Origin of the sequence: Tychonema sp. LEGE 06208 (genome assembly GCF_015207505.1) — a bacterium.
In the GTDB taxonomy this organism is placed as follows: Bacteria; Cyanobacteriota; Cyanobacteriia; order Cyanobacteriales; family Microcoleaceae; genus Microcoleus.
The window spans coordinates 16,595-34,432 of record NZ_JADEWT010000067.1; the positions used below are offsets into that span (position 1 = coordinate 16,595).

The window sequence follows — 17,838 nt, forward strand, 5'->3', positions numbered from 1 at the left end:
ACTACTACAAATGCAAAAATGAGATGCTCCCGTCAACAATAGACAAGGAAGAAGAAACAAGGAAAAGGGAAAAAGGAAGAAGTCAAACGCAAACAAAATTTTAATTTTATAACTTTTAACTTCCCATCCCCGATGCCCGACGCCCGATGCCCGATTTCAAATTTTCAATTTAACCTGCCATTTTCATAAAATAAGAGGAAAATAAACGAGTGCCTCAGTATCAATTCACTCAGGCTAGACGCTACGATCCACAAGAGATCGCTAAGTATTACCGCAAACGTCCTTGGAAAGCAATTTGGCGAGCAATTACCGTTATTTGGTCTTTTGCAGGCTTCGTGCTGGGGATGCTGTGGGACAGTTGGCAGCACGAAGCCGCAGCACACCAGCCGGAACGCGCCACCCATCTACGACAAATACTCACTCGCTTGGGCCCCACTTTCATTAAAGTCGGCCAAGCCCTTTCTACCAGACCGGATTTAATTCGCAAAGACTTTCTCGAAGAACTGATCAAACTTCAAGATCAATTGCCACCCTTTGATTCGGCGCGAGCATTTGAGATTATTGAAGCAGAACTCGATCGCCCCATTAGCGAAACCTACAGCGAAATCTCCCCCCAACCAGTCGCCGCCGCCAGTCTCGGTCAAGTATACAAAGCCCGTCTCATGACCGGAGAAGCAGTCGCCGTCAAAGTTCAGCGACCCAACTTGCTACCAATCTTGAGCCTCGACCTTTACTTAATGCGCTGGGCGGCTGGATGGTTAGCCCCTTTGCTGCCGCTCAATCTCGGCCACGACCTCTCTTTAATAGTCGATGAATTCGGCATTAAACTATTCGAGGAAATTGACTATATCAACGAAGGTCGCAACGCCGAAAAATTTGCCACAAATTTTGCCGACGACCCCACAGTAAAAGTTCCGAGTATCTACTGGCGCTATACTTCAAAATCCGTTCTCACACTCGAATGGATTGACGGCATCAAACTGACAGACATCGCAAGCGTGAAAGCAGCAGGCTTGGACACCGATAGCTTAATAGAAGTCGGAGTCCGCAGCGGTTTGCGGCAGTTGCTAGAACACGGATTTTTTCACGCTGACCCCCATCCGGGAAATTTGTTTGCCTTAGCGGACGGCCGCATGGCTTACATCGATTTTGGGATGATGGATCAGATGGAAGAAACAACCAAAGAAAGCTTGGTTGATTCTGTCGTTCATTTAATCAACAAAGATTACTTACAGTTAGCCCAGGATTTTGTCAAACTCGGCTTTTTGACACCAGACACAGACATTATGCCGATCGTCCCGGCCCTAGAATCTGTACTCGGCGATATAGTCGGCGAAAAGGTGTCAGATTTTAACTTCAAGACGATTACAGACCAGTTTTCGGAATTGATGTACGATTATCCATTCCGAGTGCCCGCGAAATTTGCCTTAATCATTCGCTCTCTCGTGACAGAAGAAGGTTTAGCCCTGACGCTGAATCCCGATTTCAAGATAGTCGAGGTGGCCTATCCTTACGTAGCGCGCCGATTGTTAAACGGAGAATCTCCAGCATTGCGCCGTCGCCTGATTGAGGTATTATTCAAAGATGGCAAATTCCAGTGGAACAGATTAGAGGACATGATCGCGATCGCCAGATCCGATCGCAGTTTCGACCTGCTACCCACCGCCCAACTAGGCATACAATTCTTGCTGTCAGAAGAAGGATCGTTTTTGCGTCGCCAATTGATATTAGCTTTGATTGAAGACGATCGCCTCCACACAGCAGAAGTTAGCAGCCTTTGGAACCTAGTCAAAGAAGACTTGCAACCAAGCCGCCTGTTCAACGTTGCTCTAGACGCTTTAACAGAGCTTTCCACAGCAGGAACAGCCGCACTGACTCGACTTTAATTTTAGTCAGCAGTCAGTAGTCAGTAGTCATTAGTCATTAGTCAGTAGTCATTAGTCATTAGTCATTAGTCATTAGTCATTAGTCATTAGTCATTAGTCATGAGCGACTTGTGCTGAGCTAAGCCGAAGCAAGTCGGAGGGTGGTCATTAGTTATAAATCAAAAGACAACTACTAATGACCAATTAACTTTTTTGACCACAAAAAAGTCCCGAATACACAAATTTTAAAATGCAGAAAACAGAGGCAAAAATAATTTCCTTCTTACTGCTAAATGCTAAATGCTAACTAATGACTACTGACTACTGACTGCTGACTTCCCAATTTTCCATTACCCAAACTAAGGAATTATTCGTGTATTATTTTCCCGAACCTCCATATTTTTTAATGAGCGCTGGATTGCTAGCAGGTATGGCATCAGGCTTAGCTTTTGAAGCAACACTCAAACAAGCAGTGCAGCAGTGGTCAAAAAATCGCTCTACTCGTACTCTAGCTAACCTGCCAAGGTTGCAATTATCCATACCTTTCATCGGAATGGCCGGGGGAATTTGCGTATTTTTAGCTTCGGGAGTGGAGATTTTTGGCTTCCCAAAATTACTTTCTTATGCTCTAGCTTTACCTCTCACACTACTCACCGCGTGGTTGGTTTGGACTCAGCTAAACAAACTTTTAATCGAACTCGAACGCGGAGGTTCCCAAGCGCTCGATTTAGATTCATTTGAACAATAAACTTCTTAAACCGCAGACAAACGCGAATCACACAGATAAAAACCCATCAGCGTTTCTCAGTGTTAATCTGCCAACATCTGCGGTTCAAAAAAAACAATCAAACTAATCACCATCAATCCCAAAACTTCGCAACTTAAACATAATATTATTAATTTTTTTAACTACCCAACTTTTGAAATTTCTACCCAAACGAACCAACAAATTGGGCGGCGCGAGATTTGGGAGTTTTTCCGGCGAATTCAAATAGCGGTAGTGCAGAAACACCTCTCGGTAGGGAATCCCAACATCTTCCCCAGCACACAATCGAGTAAACTTGGCAGCCGAAATGCTCATGTAGTGCAAGTAAGTCAGCCGCTGTCCTTTGTCGTATAAAACATAATCTATCACATCAAATTTAGAAGACCAATGATTGCCCGTTACCCCAGCAGGTTGATGATACGCAAAGTTATAAAAAGAGATTTTGCTGCGGGCTACTAAATAGTTCAATAAAGATTGGTCAGATGCACTCAAACACATAATTTCCGCTTCTCCTGATGTTAAGTTGTCTAACAGTTGGACAGAATTTTCTCTATTAAATATTTCTTTTTTTGAAGCAAATAAACCTGTACAAAAAGTATGAGATGGCAGTTGGTCTATATTGAAAATATGTGGCAATTTATCTGATGATAAATCAAACACATAATTGAGGTCGGATTTGTACTGAAAATCGTTTGCTACCCAATCAAATTCATCAAGTTTGTGATAAATGTAATCCAGAGAACCCATTAACAGAGTGTCAGCGTCAAAATATACAAATTTGTCAAAAGGCCCGTCAAAACAGCATAATTTCCGATGCCTGGTCAAACAGTGAACTGGTTTCAAACCTTTAGCTTGCCAAACTTTTTGAGCTTTGGCGTGAGATGTCCAAGCTTGAGTTGCAAAGTCTTCCCAGAAATAAATTGAATCGGTGTTGTCAAAGAGGGTGACATTAGAACGAATTGCAATTTCTACTCGCACTTTTTTCAGCCTATCATCATAGGGAATAATACAAACGGGAATATCTTTTGCCCCATTGACTTCGAGACTGTTTAACAAAGCAACTAAGTGGTCGAAAACAACATCGTTTGCTAGAATATAAATGCCATCAGTCATAGTTTTTTAATTAATAAGTAACCCAGCGCATATATATTTCTTTTTAGGTGCGGGCAAGATGCCCACACTACAAGAAATAAAATTTATAGATTGTGGAACAGGCAAGATGCCTGTTCTTCAAACCTTGTTGATAATGATACAACATATGATTGTCTCCTCACCTAGTGAAAACACGAAATAATTTTTGCACTAAATTTGGTTTTTCCTCTTCCTCATGAAGGTAACGATAATGTTTCCACAATTCCCAATAAGGACTACCCGATTTAATTGGTATCCCAGCCCAGTGCAGATATTTTAACTTTTTGCCTTTGTCATAAAGCACATAATCTATTTCCTGAAAATGTGTAGAACCAGCCCAGCTTCCTGGTTCTGCGGCTGAAGCTTTAACAAAGTTGCAGCGCTTGGGAATTAACTTAAGAATCATGTAATTTAGTATAGGTTGGTCTGTGACATTTTGAGTAAAGTCAAAATATTCTCGATGCTGCGCGCATTCTCGCAAAATATTGTACATTTGCGATTCGGTAATAGTGCCTTTTCTGGAAGCCCAAAAACCGCTGTTAAAGACATCTTGAAGCTGTGAGTCGGTAAATATATTCTGTTCTTTTATGACAGGTGAAAATACATTTCGCAGTTTTTCGCTGAGGTGGTGATAGTCGCAGCAAAAAAAGTCTACTTCTGAGAGTTTGTTGAGGTTGGCTGCGATGTCTTCAAAAACGATGATATCGGTATCGATGTACAGAAATTCGTCTAGGGGGCCAAACCAGGCGCAGAGTTTCCGCATTTTGCTGGGAAGGGCTAGAAAAGTGCGATCGAACATTTGGCCAATTTCTCTGGTAAACTGTTCCACAAACTCCAGATTTGGGAACAAATGCACCCCGTAGAGGCTGCTGAGGGCGGCCGCGACTTGCTGATAATTGTCGTCAAACGGGATCAGAAAAACTGGTACTTGACAATTGTACAGACGTATGCTTGCCATAAGGGCGATCGCGCTTTCCATCACCCTATCATTAGCAACAATATAAATACCGCGACTCACATCAAATCCATTAACATCAGAATAACTCATCTCTCTTCTCTCTCAGCGTTCTCTGCGTCCTCTGCGGTTTAAAAATCAAACATTGATCCTCAACCTTCTCAATACCCTGGTTAACAAATTCGACCGAGAAACCTCAGTATAAGACTTAGGCGCTTGGGTAAAAACCGGACGCTTTTCCGGCTCCCGGAGATAGCGGTAATGCAGAAACAAATCGCCATAGGGAAACTCAATATTTTCCCCCGCACAAACCCTCCGAATTAAATCCGGCGGCACGCCAATATAATGAAGATAAGTCAGCCGATTTCCCTTATCATACAAAATATTATCGCGTTCTTCAAAATGTTGGGAAGTCACGCTGCACCCAGTTTTCTCAACCTCCGGGAGGCTATAAGCAAAATTATAGCTCTTCAGGTTCGTTTTCATCACCATATAATTGAGCAACGGCTGTTCTCCCGCACCTGCATAGAGAATTTCCGCCTCGCCCGATTGCAGTTGAGCTAACAGCCATTCCCTAGTATTTTGCTCAAACAATCCTTGCTTGCTAGCATAAAATCCAGAACAAAATATTTCCGAATCAATCCGATTTTGCTCAAAAACTTCGAGCAGTTTTGGCGACTGAATATTGTATACTTTAGTTGGGGATAGAAATTGAAAATCATAAACCACAAAATCCGATTCCTCTAACTTCTGAAAAACCGCATCAAAAGAATTCATCACCAAAGTATCAGCATCCATATAGATAAACTTTTCAAACGGGCTATCGAAAGCGCAAAAGCGCCGATGTGCGCCGTAAAGCCGGAATTTTTTGCGGTTCAAACGCTCTGGTGCGGCTGCTTGCATGAATTTATCCCATCGCTGAATAGATGCGCTATCTTCATAAATAAAGACGTTGGGACGGTTGACAATTTCAGCTTGGATTTGCTCTATTTGGTCGTCGAAAGGATAAATACAGACCGGAGTATTTGAGCCTAAGATAACTTCAATACTGTTGAGTAAGGCAATTAGTTGGTCGTAAACTGTATCGTTGGCTAGCGTGCAAATTCCATTCATATTTAGTCAGGAAAAAGTGCAGATGGCTCAAGGGTAAAAGGATAGACAAGAGTCTTCGCGGAAAAACTAAGCCGAGGGAGAAACCGAGGCTACCGCTACGCGAAAACCATTGAGCTTCCACTTATAATCCGCCGAGTTCGCGTAGCGAGTGGCACTACGACACCCGTCCGAAAGGTAGTACCAACAACCGCCACGCTGCACCCGGTTATTATCTGTACCAGTTTCCCAGGAACTTCCGTCAGTTGGTGCGCCGTTATAGTTCGAGTGAACCCTATCGCTGCACCACTCCGAAACATTCCCGTGCATATCGTACAGTCCAAAGGCATTGGGAGGAAAACTCCCGACATCTGTTGTTTCTCGACGCGGAAGTCCTTGAGGGGCGTTTGCGTACGACAACCTTCCGTCACAGTTGACTAATTCTTGGGTAATGGTTTCCCCAAAATGAAATGGGGTTGTTGTACCCGCACGACAGGCGTATTCCCATTCTGCTTCACTCAGGAGGCGATATTTTTTCCCGGTTTTTTGTGAGAGTTTGCCACAGAATTCGACGGCATCATCCCACGATACAGTTTCTACAGGACGTTTTTTACCTTTGAAACCCGATGGGTTATTTCCCATCACTGCTTGACACTGTGCTTGGGTGATGGGATATTTTCCTGCATAAAAAGCGGGTACTATTACTTGATGCTGCGGACTTTCAGTATCGTATCTACCTTCCTCTGTTGCTGGCGAGCCCATCATAAAAGTGCCGCCGGAAATATAAACCATTTCCAGTACAACTCCGTTACCTAAGTTTTCGAGGCACAAGTCAGCATAATGACGGCGGCGACTGTTTTCTTTCCCTTCAGCATCAACCGTTATCACATCAAATTCAAAAATAGGCAAATATTTGTCTAACTGCTCTTTTATATTTAGTTCATCTCTATCCTTCAGCAGCGAATAGGCTACAAACTTCACCAACATTGATTCATCTTGCAGTGCCCCAACTATCAAATCTAAACCTGCATCTCGATATTTCAGCGCTTCATACAGTGCAGCAATTTTCACCTCGACAATCGGTGAAGCTAAACGACTCTTAACACCGGGAATCCCGCCTAAGACAGCAGCACCGAGGGGGGGTGGATTTTGACCGCCGAGTACGGCATCGTATTCTCTTGGTTGATTTTGATTTTCTGTCATTGTACTATTTCTTAAGATACAAAATTGGACAGCCAATTGAGCAAGTTTAATTCATGGAGAATGATTTGCCTCGCTTCCGCAATTTTCTCCCTCGCTTCATGCCAATAATCCGCATTAGCCACAACCTCTTGAATAAATTGTACCCCTTTTTCATCCAAACTCGGCAGCCGCAGAAAACTCCCCGCCGGCAACAATTTATCCGCCGCCGAACCACCGTAATAAATTGGCAAACACCAACCTAACAAAGCATCCCAAAGCTTCTCGCTGACATACAAATCGTTTTCTGCATAATTTTCAATAGCTAAGTTGTAATAGTATGGTGCGACGGCGTGCCATTTATTGTTTACAGTACCGTTTCCCTGTGCCCAAGTTGGCAAGTTTCGCCCGTAAAGGTCAAAGTCTAATTTTTGTTGTTGCAGCAATTTGATAAAATATAATCGCTGTCGGTGGTTGGCGGTGCGGCTAACACCTGAAGTAATCCAAGAACAGGATTTAGTTTTCGGCGGCGCAGGCATTTCATCGAGTTCTCGAAACGAGTTAGAGTGATACCAAATCGCGGGCATATAATCGGGTTTTGGTGCGAAGTCGTCGGGCCCGGAAATGTAGCCGCAATAAAGTTTTGCTTGTTCGTAGTTGGTTTTAGTAATCTCAATAACTTCTGGTAAGGGTGGCTCGCGGATCAGGTAAATTATGCGTTCCTTGGGGACACCGCGCAATTTGTCTCGAATGTCATTTTCTGGATTTTGAGGGCTTGGACGGCGGATTTTGTCGAGCCAGGATTGCTGTTTTGGCGATCGGGGAAAGTCGAATTGATACATCAGTAAAAAATCAGGTTTGGGGTGATTTGCTAGCATTTGAATGTTGCCCCATTTGCCGAAGTTTTGGGGGGTTTGTTGCCACAGCCAGTCGCTTTGGTTGATGCCTGGATAGGTGGTGATTGTGCCGAGAATTTGTGGGTTCATAATTAGTAGTATGTAGGGTGCGTCAGCTTGGGTGATTTTCGCCATAATTGATAATTTAAAAGCTGACGCACCGCACAGTTAATGGTGCGTCTGTTTTGATAATTTTATCAATTGTCTGTCGCCTGCGGACTGACGCACCCTACCAATGACTCATCCACATAACTCAAAATCCTCTCAATCCGATTTTCCCATGAAAATTGCTTGACAAAATTTAATGTTTCTGCATAACCTTCGATTTTCCTCGGATACTTGGTTAAACAATCTCGAATGCTTTGTGCAAACTGCTGCGGGTTATCCGGTTCGCACCAAGTTGCTGCTATATTTCCCGATTTAAATTCCCTTAAAGATGCAATCTCCGTCGCCACAATTGGAGTTCCCGACGCCATATAATCAAAGAACTTCAAAGGAGACGTGAACGTCGCGGCCTCTGTCAAACAGTGAGGGTGAGTCAAAACATCCGCAGCTTGCAGCAAGCTAGCCAGTTGATTTTGAGGCAGGTATCCGAGAAAATTAATGTTGTTAACTTGCTTCTCTTTAGCTAATTTCCGGTATGCTGTAACTTGGGATGAATCCCCACCTGCGATCGCAAATTGAACTTCCGGCAATTCCTCCGCTACATCCACCAGCATATCGACACCTTTAAACGGGTAAAGTCCCCCCGCATAAACTGCTAAATGCTGCCTGTCACCTGCTAATAATTGCTGTCGCCAATTCTCGGCTGCTGCTGCTTGTCTCGCGAGAAACAAATGGTTAAAACCATTGTGCAGCGTAACTACTTTTTCTGGCGGCATCCCATTCTCAATCATACTCTCTCGAACAGTATCTGCAACAGTTACAGCAATTTGAAATAGAGGATTACTCACAATTTCTGGTGCAAATTTCTTGTCTTCATGGTGGTGCTGTTCGTAGATAGCGGGAATTCCGTTTTTAATAGCAGCTTTGACAAAGTTCCAGTCGCGGCTGTGGACGATTTTAGTTGATTTTAGCAGGTGAATTGGTAAATAATATTTACAAACTATGGTACTCGCATTCGTCCACTTGTTGTCCCAAAAATCGAGGTGAGGCACTGGCAAATCTGCTACTTTTAATTTTTCCTCAAGATTGTAGATTTTGGCAAGTTTGTCAGCGGGTTTTCTCGGTTGAAAAGGAAAAAGTAAATCAACCGGATTTAAAGCACTCCAGCCTTTGCGAAGGTATACCAAAACTGCTGGATAACCGAGATTTGCTGCGGCATTTGCAGAGTGTGCAACTTGAACTAAGCTCGCTACATTGGGTTGCGGCAAGACATTTCTGGTAAAAAATACATAATATTTAGACATAGGAATTGTTGATTGTTGACTGTTGATTGTTGACTGTTGACTGTTGACTATTAAGGATCGAAAACTTAATAACTTAAACACCTCCTACAGTTCTTTCTCTTGTAAGTTGCAAGATCGAAGGAGGCAGAGCCTCCGGATCTGCATTACCAGGCTCTGCCTGGTAACGAGCAACTAACAACTAACAACTAACAACTAATAACTAATAACTAATAACCAATAACCAATAACCAATAACCAATAACCAATAACAACTACCTACTTTTTAACAGTCTGACGTTTGATAGTATTTTCTATAAATTCTAAGGTTTTAAAAATATTAGCAGCCGAGTGAAATGATTCTCTAATTAACTCGTCTTTTTCTTCGGGAGAATCTACCATTTCATCTACTAGCAATTTGAGGTAAGCTATCATGGGAGTCAGGCGAGTGCGAATTTCGTAAGAACCTCTAATTAGTGCTTCGTCACGAGCGGTTTCTTCGGCAAATTGCACTGAATACAAGCGAGTGTAGTAACCTCCTTTTGCTAGCAATTCTTCGTGGGAACCTATTTCTACTACTTGTCCGCGATCGATTACGGCGATTTTGTGGGCTTTTTGGACTGTGGAGAGGCGGTGGGCGATTACTAAGGTTGTGCGATCGCAACTCAATTTCTCGATCGCCGATTGCACATATCTTTCGGAAACCGTATCCAGGGAACTCGTAGCCTCGTCTAAAATTAAAATTTCCGGGTTTTGCAGCAAAGCTCTAGCAATGGAAATTCTCTGACGCTGCCCTCCCGATAATATTACACCCCGATCGCCAATTTGAGTATTCAACCCCTCCGGCAACAGTTCGATAAACTCATAAGCATTCGCTCCCCGCGCCGCTTCGACAATTTCTGCCTCACTCGCTTGGGGCCTAGCGTAAGCAATGTTGTCGCGCACCGAAGCATTAAACAAAAACGTATCTTGGCTAACAATACCCATCGCTTTTCTGAGACTTTTTAGCTCAAATTCCCGCAAATCCGTCCCATCTATCGAAATATTACCTTCAGTAGGATCGTAAAATCGCGGCAGTAAATCTGCCAAAGTTGACTTACCAGAACCCGAAGTTCCTACCAAAGCCAAAGTAGTGCCGTGAGGGAGAAATAAATCAATTTTTTGAAGAACTAAATTCTTGTGATTCGGATAACTAAAAGATACTTTATTAAAACTAATTCCCGATCGCAAATGAGTGTACGGCACAGAACCGTTCAGCATAAACGGCTTGTCATCGCAGCTCAAAAAATCATTAACCACCTCTACACTAGCCGACGTATTCGCAAATTGGCTGCGCCCGCTATTCAACTGAGAAATCAAAGGAATTAACCGAAAAAGTACCAATAAATAGGTCAATAAAACCGTTGAAATCGACTCTATTTCATTTGCAAATATTGTGCGACCTATAAATACAATCAAAAGAATAACTATTAAATTAACAACTTCGTTAATTGGGGCGATCGCCGCATAATTTACCTGAGCTTGAAAATCTGCGTGTTCTCGCCTTTGAATTAAATGCTTGATCCGCTGATACTCCCTTTCCTCGTTCCCCGTTGACTTGACCAGCCGAATCCCAGTTATAGTTTCCAACACCCTAACCGAATAATCCTTCGACATTTCAGAAAGCACCATGCCAAAATGCTTAGAACGGTGAATAATATATTGATTTGTCCAAGCAACTAACGCCAGCAAAACTGTAGCTGTCACCGTCAGTTTCCACGAGATAGAAAGCAGCAAACCCACAAACACCAAAACAGTAATTGAAGTAGTAAACATTCCGATCGCCGTACCAACTGCACTAGCCGTCCTGCCAATCTCTCCGCCCAATCTATTAATTAAATCCCCGACTTTAGTTTTGGAGTAAAAATCCAAATCTACTTCTAACAACAACCGCAAACCTGCTTCTCGCAAATCAAAAGTCAGAGAGCGCGTCAGAGAAGTAGCCACTAAAGTATTGATATAACTCGCAATATTTTTCAAAAAGATTGCCACAAAAATCGCCGCTGTCATCAACATTAAACGCTGATTTTCGGGCATTCCTTCAAAGGGATACATCAAAGTTTTAATGAGAGTTGGAGCGCCGCGCAGCTCCACCGCTTCATCCAAAAAATTTAAAAGCACCGGTACAATCAGAGTAGTGCTGATACCGCTGAATAAAGCCCCAGAAAAGCCCAGGATCACAGTTAATAAAATCCTGCCGGGATATCGTCTGGCAAATTTTAGGAGTAGCTTATTCGCAGACATGAAGCGTTCCCAGCTAAACAGTATGGCATTTCAAAATATTCTTTAATTGCACCCAGTTATTCTTCCTCCATTCAGTCGCTTAAATATCACCGACACTACCTAAAATTATTTCTGAAAGTATCAGTGCCATTGCTTGAATGCTATATTTTTTTACGCATCTTTCCCGAGCTTTCATTCCTTGCAAATTCGCGACGGTCAAATTTTGAAATATCCATTGAATTTTTTGGGAAATTTGAGCGGGAGAACTTGGCTCGACTAAATAACCAGTTCCTCCTAAAATTGCCGGAATATCCCCCACCCGTGTAGACAAAACAGGCTTAGCCATTGCCATTCCATCTGTCAGCTTGAGCGGAAACTGAGCCACCGCTGTCAGAGTCTCTCGCTGAGGAACAACGACAACGTGAGCCGCCGCCACAACTTCAGGCATCGTCTCGACTGGAAATCTTGGCAGTTTAACAATCCAACGTCCCCATTGTTGCATAAGTCTATCATCATAATCGTCATAAGGACTTCCGCCGACGATCGCTAATTTTAAATCCGGCTCGTTTAACTGTTCGAGGGCCATCAAAACATCCTCAACACCTTTGTGAGGTCGAGGCGCACCCGGAAACATTAATATTCTATACCCAGACAAGCCATAACGCTCTCTGCTCAATTCAGGATTGTATTTAGCAGGATCGAAAATTTTAGTATCCTTACCGTTCGGCAAATATACACCACCAAAACGCTGTTGTAAAAATTTAGTATGAACGGTGACTGCATTAGCACGGTGGATTAAACTTTCCATCCACTTGATATATAGCGGGTGATCGGGTTTTCTCAATTGACCGTTTTGTTTTAAAATATCTCGATAAAGTTGTTTAAAAGAAGGACGATATTTCCATTCATCTGGATCGCACCAGCTTAGTTCCCAGTCATCAATATCTAAAATCACAGGGCGCAGAGTCTCCAGTTTTTTTAGCAGCGATAAACCAAAGCTTGTGGGTTTAGGTTTGACTGCATAAATAATATCTCCATCTATTTTTTTCAAAATTTTTTGAGCATCCATCAAAAACGTGGGATAGTTTGTCCCTGGTATCGCACAGACTGGGATGTTTGCAGGAGGAATCGCGTACAATTCTTGACCAAACTTAAATCCAACAACTTCTACCTCGTAGTTAAGCTCGATCAGGACTTGAGCTAAGAGAAAGGCACGAATTGCGCTTGCTCCCGATAAATCGCTCACCACTAATGAAACTTTCACTGAGCATTTTTTTTAACATTTACTTAATTTTCCTGCTTAACTGACCTTTTGTCAAGGCGATCGAAACTTGGGTTTTCAGACAAAAGAAATGGAGTTTTTAACCGAGGGAAAGCTCACTTGCTAAGTAAGTCATTGGTCCTTGGCCATCAGTCATCAGTCATCAGTCATTAGTAGGGGGGAATTTAGCTAATGATCTATGATACAAATGACTGAAAAATGGGCTCAACCCGCCCTCTTGCTCTTGCTTGTTCTAGGTAAATTCTCGGATGTATTGACGCTATTGTTTAAATTTATTGCCAGAATTTTGTTACTTTTGATGCTGTTTCGCAGCCAATTTCAATTATTTTAAACGCCAGGGATTGTTGAGTTGATTTGGTAAAAATATTTTAGCAGTGCGATCGACTATTCGAGTCAAGAGCGATCGCGTGACGTTCTTTGCGTACTGCGGGCGGTAGGGATAGGTGCAGTGCATAACTTTAATCGGTTTGTCGATCGCATAAGCATCTTTCCACTTATCCAAGTAGTTGTAAACAGGCGACAATGTTGTCATTTTCGGTTGGACAAATTCCACAGCCGCCGCAAAAGCACCTTGGTCTTTCAATAATAGCACATTTTGGTTGACCACTACTATCTCGAAATATTTCTTAAAACTTTGGAAAACTTCGCAATTTTTACTGCTTTTCGTAAAAGCGATAAACCCGCCGTTGTATTGAATGCTATTTTCATTTAGTGGCAATCCGACCGATTGCAAAGTTGACAGGATGTCCTGCTTAATTCTTAATAAATTTGCAGCTTTAGCAATTGCTGGCTGCACATCTTCTGTCACCAACAAATCCACTTCGTCAAGATAGTCGAAAACTTCATCTATTGGCGACAACAAACAAATATCGCAGTCCATATAAATAGTTTTGTCAAACGAAGATTCTCGGTACAAAGCCAGTTTAGCTTGGCGCGAGGCTAAAACAGGATTTTCGTGAGATGGTGCAGGTTTCAATATGACTTTTCCAAATACCTGAAGTAAAGGATATAAAATTTGAGGCACTCTATCTATTAAAATAATAATTGGTTCCTGGTGAAATTTCCTGATTGAAGCCAAAAAATGAATGCAATCTTGGAATGAGTAAAGACCTGTTAAAATAGTGATAAATCCCTTGGTTTCTACTGTCATTAAAAAATTAACTACTTTAGTTTTGTGGACTTTGGCGTTCAGGTTTTGAGGCGGACTGAAAGCCTCACTACGAACCGAGTTTTTTAAGTGAAAATTAAGGAATCTAATTTGTCAATAATTTCCGCATCTTGTTTGATGTCAAACTTGCGCGCAAAGTGAAAGTTGCCGTTAGTAATTGTCGCATAATCTTGCACTGTCAGCGTTCTTGGCGAACCTGCTATCGCATTGGTATAATCAATATAGCGTTTGTCGTCATTCACGAGATTTAAGTTTTTATTGTTGACTAAGATAGTCTGGATGAAAGACTCTTCTGGGACTACTGTTTTTTGATAATAGTCCACAAAATCCGGGCGAGTATTAACAAAATCTTTGATGTATTCAACGCACTTTCTAGAGAGAGTGTACCACGCCCAGCCGCCGTAGCAGATAAACCGATCGCTAAATAAGGTCGATCGGCGCGGTATCCCCACCAGCGGGCCGTAACTCAGGTAAAATTGCAGCGGAGTCAATTTTTGCACCGCCGACAACTGCTGAAATTCTTTCAAAAAATTGTAACTCCAGCGGCCGGGAATTCGCCAGTAACGGCAATAATACCGCTTGAATCCTTTCTGTTTGTCCCAAGGTATTCCCTCAGCCAAAACATCCCAATACCGAATAAAACCATCCGAGTCTGTTTTCGCGAGAAACTCCTCAGTTTTTGACAGCGGTTGAGTGGGATAATCTTGGCCGGTTAAATTAATCAGCCAGTCAAAATCAGAATTATTGGCAAATAACCAATCAATTGCATTTAAATAGGGTTGAACTTGACAAGAAAAATCAGCGCGGATCAAATATTCTTGATTGGTCAACAAATGAATATCTGACAATTCTTGCAGCGGAGTCAAGTCTAAATCGCATCTATTAAAGTTGTGATTGATGAGGATTTGAGCGTGAGGAGTCGATTTTTTTATAGCGCGAACCAGGCGATAAATTTGTTGGGGATTTTGATGGGTTTGGATAAAATAGCAAATTTTCACGGCTATTTCTTAGAGATAAATTGATTGAGGCGGCTTTGGAGGCGGTTTGCTTTCATAATTAGATGGCGGCGGGTTAAAAATATTTGCTGCTGCCAAATAGATGCGGTACACCAACGATAATAAGCAGGAACGGCTACGTTTGTCAAAAAATTGCGCCACTGCGAAATAATCTGGGAATTTGCCGTTTCCTGCGCTCTGATTCTACCATTTTCGATCGTTGCCGCGCGCAAATTACGATCGCCCCGCAGCATTTCAACAGCAGCAATCGCTTCCTCCGGCGAAGCTACTTCTATGTAATCAAGTTCGCTTTTGCGTTCCCTGCGGTATGCAGATTCGCGTCCCAGAACCGCCGGAATGCCCGCGTGCCAAGCGTTAATCAATTTCGAGGGAGGTTTCGAGTCAAAAGTGAGTTCGCCCTCAAAACTGCGAACAGCCACAATCACATCAACTTTACTGTAATCGTGCCAGCGATCGCACCCCACGACTTGCCAATCCAAACCCAAAACGCCGAGTTTTTCGCCCCAGGATGGTGCTTGCAATTCCGGTGCTAGACTGTCTAAAACGCCGAAGAAGGCTGCATTTTTAAAGATTTCGCCCCGGCCCGCATCGCGGGGAATCAACCCTGGTTGCAGCCAAAATTTGAGCGGATGACACTGCCATAAAAATGGCGATCGACTAAATAGCGGATCGCGATCGTTCTGCACCACTTGTAACTGAGCGTAAGGGTGAGGTTCTCTATCCACTTTAATACAAACAACCAGCAACTTTGGCAGCGGTTGTAAATTATCGGATAAAAAATCTCGATGGGACAGCACGATGCCTTCATCCGGCATAAAATCTATTAATTGACATGGCAACCCGTCCGCTTTCAAATAAAGATAAGTTTGCAGAGTCCAATCATACTTGCCCCGGCCGTACCTGCTACCCCAAGAACTCATCCACTGCCAGTATTCTTGAGGAATTTCTGGCATTTTTCCTGCAGGCCACTGGCTTTTAGGAATGTAAAAATAAATCGGCGGCCAACTTTCATTCATTTCTTTATCCAGCCTGCTATTTGTCAAGTATCGATCGGCTCATTTTCTATTTTAATACGCTTGGGTTAAAACTGCTTATCCCTTCCAAAAATTCCTCCGATACGCCCTACTATCTCGATGGCTTGGGGACTAGGGGGTATGGGATGAAATCTCCAACTATAACAACTTTTAAGTAAACCGTCTTAGGCAAAAATGCAGTTTTTTGGTGTAGACTATTTAGATGAATCAAATTATCTTCAAAAAACATCGCACTGTTACCAAAGAAACTGACTTGTTCAGCGAATCTTGCGTGAAGACGCATCTTGTTGTTAAAAAATTCGGTTTTTGACTGCCCGCTAAGACGGTTGAAAAATATCGCACATTCCACGCTATAGTAAAATATAACTATCCCCAAATCGCTACCACGGCGTACTCTCACCCCAAAACCGATCGAACAATGGCAGATACAAGTATTGTTGAAAAAATTAAAAAGCTGTTAGCCCTCGCTACCTCATCCAATGAAAATGAATCGACGGCGGCGGCCGAAAAAGCTTCGGTTTTACTGGCGCAGTATAATCTCAGCCTCGCTGATTTAGGCCCGAATCACCAAGAAGAAATGGGCGAAAGCGGAGTTGAAACCACCTCCAAATTTGTGACTTGGAAAATGATGCTGCTGTCGGGAATTGCTGAAGCTAACGGTTGTACTGGTATGCGGAACACTTATACTGGTAATATGTTTTTGGTGGGAAGCTCTACAAATCTGATTGTTTGCAAGCACCTTTACGAGTATTTGAGTTCTGCGATCGAGAAACGGGCGAAATACCGCAAGGGAAGCGGCCGGGGATTGGCGTATCTGAATGCTTTTCGGGTGGGATGCGCCACAAGGCTGAGACAGCGATTGCTGGAACAAAAGCGGGAGATGGAGGAGTCTGGGATTCCGGGTACGGCTGATACGGTGGCGACTCCTGCGATTGTAGTGCGATCGATGTTTGAGAAGAATCAACAGGCGATCGCCGATTATTTAAAAGGCCGAGGTGTTAAAGTTAAAACGAGAACAGATTCTCAAGTCAGCAGCGAGGCTGGCTTTAATTCTGGCTATGAAGTGGGCGACAAAATTAGTTTGCAAAAGCAAGTCCAGCCGCCAGAGGATATGAAACAACTTAATGAGTGTGTTTGAGTTCGGGATTGTTGTTTTACAAAGGAAAGTGCCATGTCAGACCTAGAAATGGTAGTCCTGCATAGTAAGGAAAGTTAAGAATTTTAATTGATACATAAACTGGCGTTATACTCATGAATAAAATACCAAATAGCTGCCAATATGATGGAGAGTTTTTTAGAGAATAAAATAGTTTTTCTCACCAATCGAGATATTTTTTGTCTCAGCGTATTATTAAATATTTCTACATAGTTTGTCAGATTAGTCTCCTTTCCTACTGTCTTGTATCTTTTTTGAGGAAAAACTGTTCTATAGGTACTCCAAAAGTCTGTATAACTTACGGCACATTGACTATAAGCTCGTGGCAAATAATCCCATAATCCTTGAGCGCCAGCTTGATCTCTTTTGCCAATATATACTCCTACAATTTCTTTGGTAGATACATCAATTGCCAGCAAAATCCACTGCTTATTACCTACAAATCACCACATTTCATCACATTGAATTGTTAGCTTCCCCCTTTTTTTTAACTTCACTTCTACTTATCTTTTGACAGCTCCTAATTTGTAATTGCTCAACTAGGGGAAAAAAGGGAGCCATCAATAGAGAGAGCTTGTTGAATAGATTGATAAGCCGTCAAGCCCTGACGCTTGCCAGTATTAACCACTGAACGAACGGCAGCAAACAAATCTC

14 protein-coding genes and 1 pseudogene are annotated in these 17,838 nt (G+C 42.6%); 3 read left to right on the forward strand and 12 right to left on the reverse strand.

Annotated elements, in window-relative coordinates; translation table 11 throughout:
• The first annotated feature begins 209 nt into the window (after positions 1-209).
• Complete coding sequence (locus tag IQ263_RS17855; RefSeq protein ID WP_194068859.1) at positions 210-1,886, forward strand: AarF/UbiB family protein; 1,677 nt, start codon at positions 210-212, stop codon at positions 1,884-1,886.
• Between the two features lie 352 nt (positions 1,887-2,238).
• The gene (locus IQ263_RS17860; RefSeq protein WP_193973787.1) at positions 2,239-2,613 is read left to right on the forward strand and encodes a hypothetical protein; all 375 of its coding nucleotides are present in this window, start codon (positions 2,239-2,241) and stop codon (positions 2,611-2,613) included.
• A gap of 102 nt (positions 2,614-2,715) precedes the next feature.
• Here IQ263_RS17860 and IQ263_RS17865 read toward each other — a convergent pair whose 3' ends face one another.
• The 11 genes from IQ263_RS17865 to IQ263_RS17915 form a co-directional block, all read right to left on the reverse strand.
• The gene (locus tag IQ263_RS17865) at positions 2,716-3,744 is read right to left on the reverse strand and encodes an Npun_R2821/Npun_R2822 family protein (RefSeq protein ID WP_194068861.1); all 1,029 of its coding nucleotides are present in this window, start codon (positions 3,742-3,744) and stop codon (positions 2,716-2,718) included.
• Between the two features lie 157 nt (positions 3,745-3,901).
• Entirely contained in the window at positions 3,902-4,780 is an 879-nt protein-coding gene (locus tag IQ263_RS17870; protein WP_194068883.1) for an Npun_R2821/Npun_R2822 family protein, read from the reverse strand.
• Positions 4,781-4,855: 75 nt separating this feature from the next.
• Entirely contained in the window at positions 4,856-5,830 is a 975-nt protein-coding gene (locus IQ263_RS17875) for an Npun_R2821/Npun_R2822 family protein (protein WP_194068863.1), read from the reverse strand.
• A gap of 66 nt (positions 5,831-5,896) precedes the next feature.
• A complete protein-coding gene (locus IQ263_RS17880) occupies positions 5,897-7,009 on the reverse strand; it encodes a formylglycine-generating enzyme family protein (protein WP_194068864.1) in 1,113 nt (370 codons plus the stop codon).
• An 11-nt stretch (positions 7,010-7,020) separates the two neighbouring features.
• The gene (locus IQ263_RS17885) at positions 7,021-7,971 is read right to left on the reverse strand and encodes a glycosyltransferase family 10 domain-containing protein (protein ID WP_194068885.1); all 951 of its coding nucleotides are present in this window, start codon (positions 7,969-7,971) and stop codon (positions 7,021-7,023) included.
• Between the two features lie 107 nt (positions 7,972-8,078).
• Positions 8,079-9,290: a glycosyltransferase family 4 protein gene (locus tag IQ263_RS17890; protein ID WP_194068866.1), complete on the reverse strand. Its 1,212-nt coding sequence runs from the start codon at positions 9,288-9,290 to the stop codon at positions 8,079-8,081.
• Between the two features lie 255 nt (positions 9,291-9,545).
• Positions 9,546-11,549, reverse strand: a complete 2,004-nt coding sequence (locus IQ263_RS17895; RefSeq protein WP_194068868.1) for an ABC transporter ATP-binding protein — start codon at positions 11,547-11,549, stop codon at positions 9,546-9,548.
• A 79-nt stretch (positions 11,550-11,628) separates the two neighbouring features.
• Positions 11,629-12,792, reverse strand: coding sequence for a glycosyltransferase family 4 protein (locus IQ263_RS17900; protein WP_194068869.1), 1,164 nt, complete (start codon positions 12,790-12,792; stop codon positions 11,629-11,631).
• Between the two features lie 340 nt (positions 12,793-13,132).
• Positions 13,133-13,834, reverse strand: a complete 702-nt coding sequence (locus IQ263_RS17905) for a hypothetical protein (protein ID WP_333294247.1) — start codon at positions 13,832-13,834, stop codon at positions 13,133-13,135.
• A gap of 209 nt (positions 13,835-14,043) precedes the next feature.
• Positions 14,044-14,976, reverse strand: a complete 933-nt coding sequence (locus IQ263_RS29895) for a beta-1,6-N-acetylglucosaminyltransferase (RefSeq protein ID WP_194068873.1) — start codon at positions 14,974-14,976, stop codon at positions 14,044-14,046.
• A gap of 2 nt (positions 14,977-14,978) precedes the next feature.
• Complete coding sequence (locus tag IQ263_RS17915; protein WP_194068875.1) at positions 14,979-16,010, reverse strand: glycosyltransferase; 1,032 nt, start codon at positions 16,008-16,010, stop codon at positions 14,979-14,981.
• A 436-nt stretch (positions 16,011-16,446) separates the two neighbouring features.
• Here IQ263_RS17915 and IQ263_RS17920 point away from each other — a divergent pair, with 436 nt between their 5' ends.
• Positions 16,447-17,166, forward strand: coding sequence for a DUF2786 domain-containing protein (locus IQ263_RS17920; RefSeq protein ID WP_194068877.1), 720 nt, complete (start codon positions 16,447-16,449; stop codon positions 17,164-17,166).
• Between the two features lie 83 nt (positions 17,167-17,249).
• Here IQ263_RS17920 and IQ263_RS17925 read toward each other — a convergent pair.
• Positions 17,250-17,687 (reverse strand): annotated as a pseudogene (locus IQ263_RS17925) (IS1 family transposase); the annotation flags it as partial.
• Between the last annotated feature and the right edge of the window lie 151 nt (positions 17,688-17,838).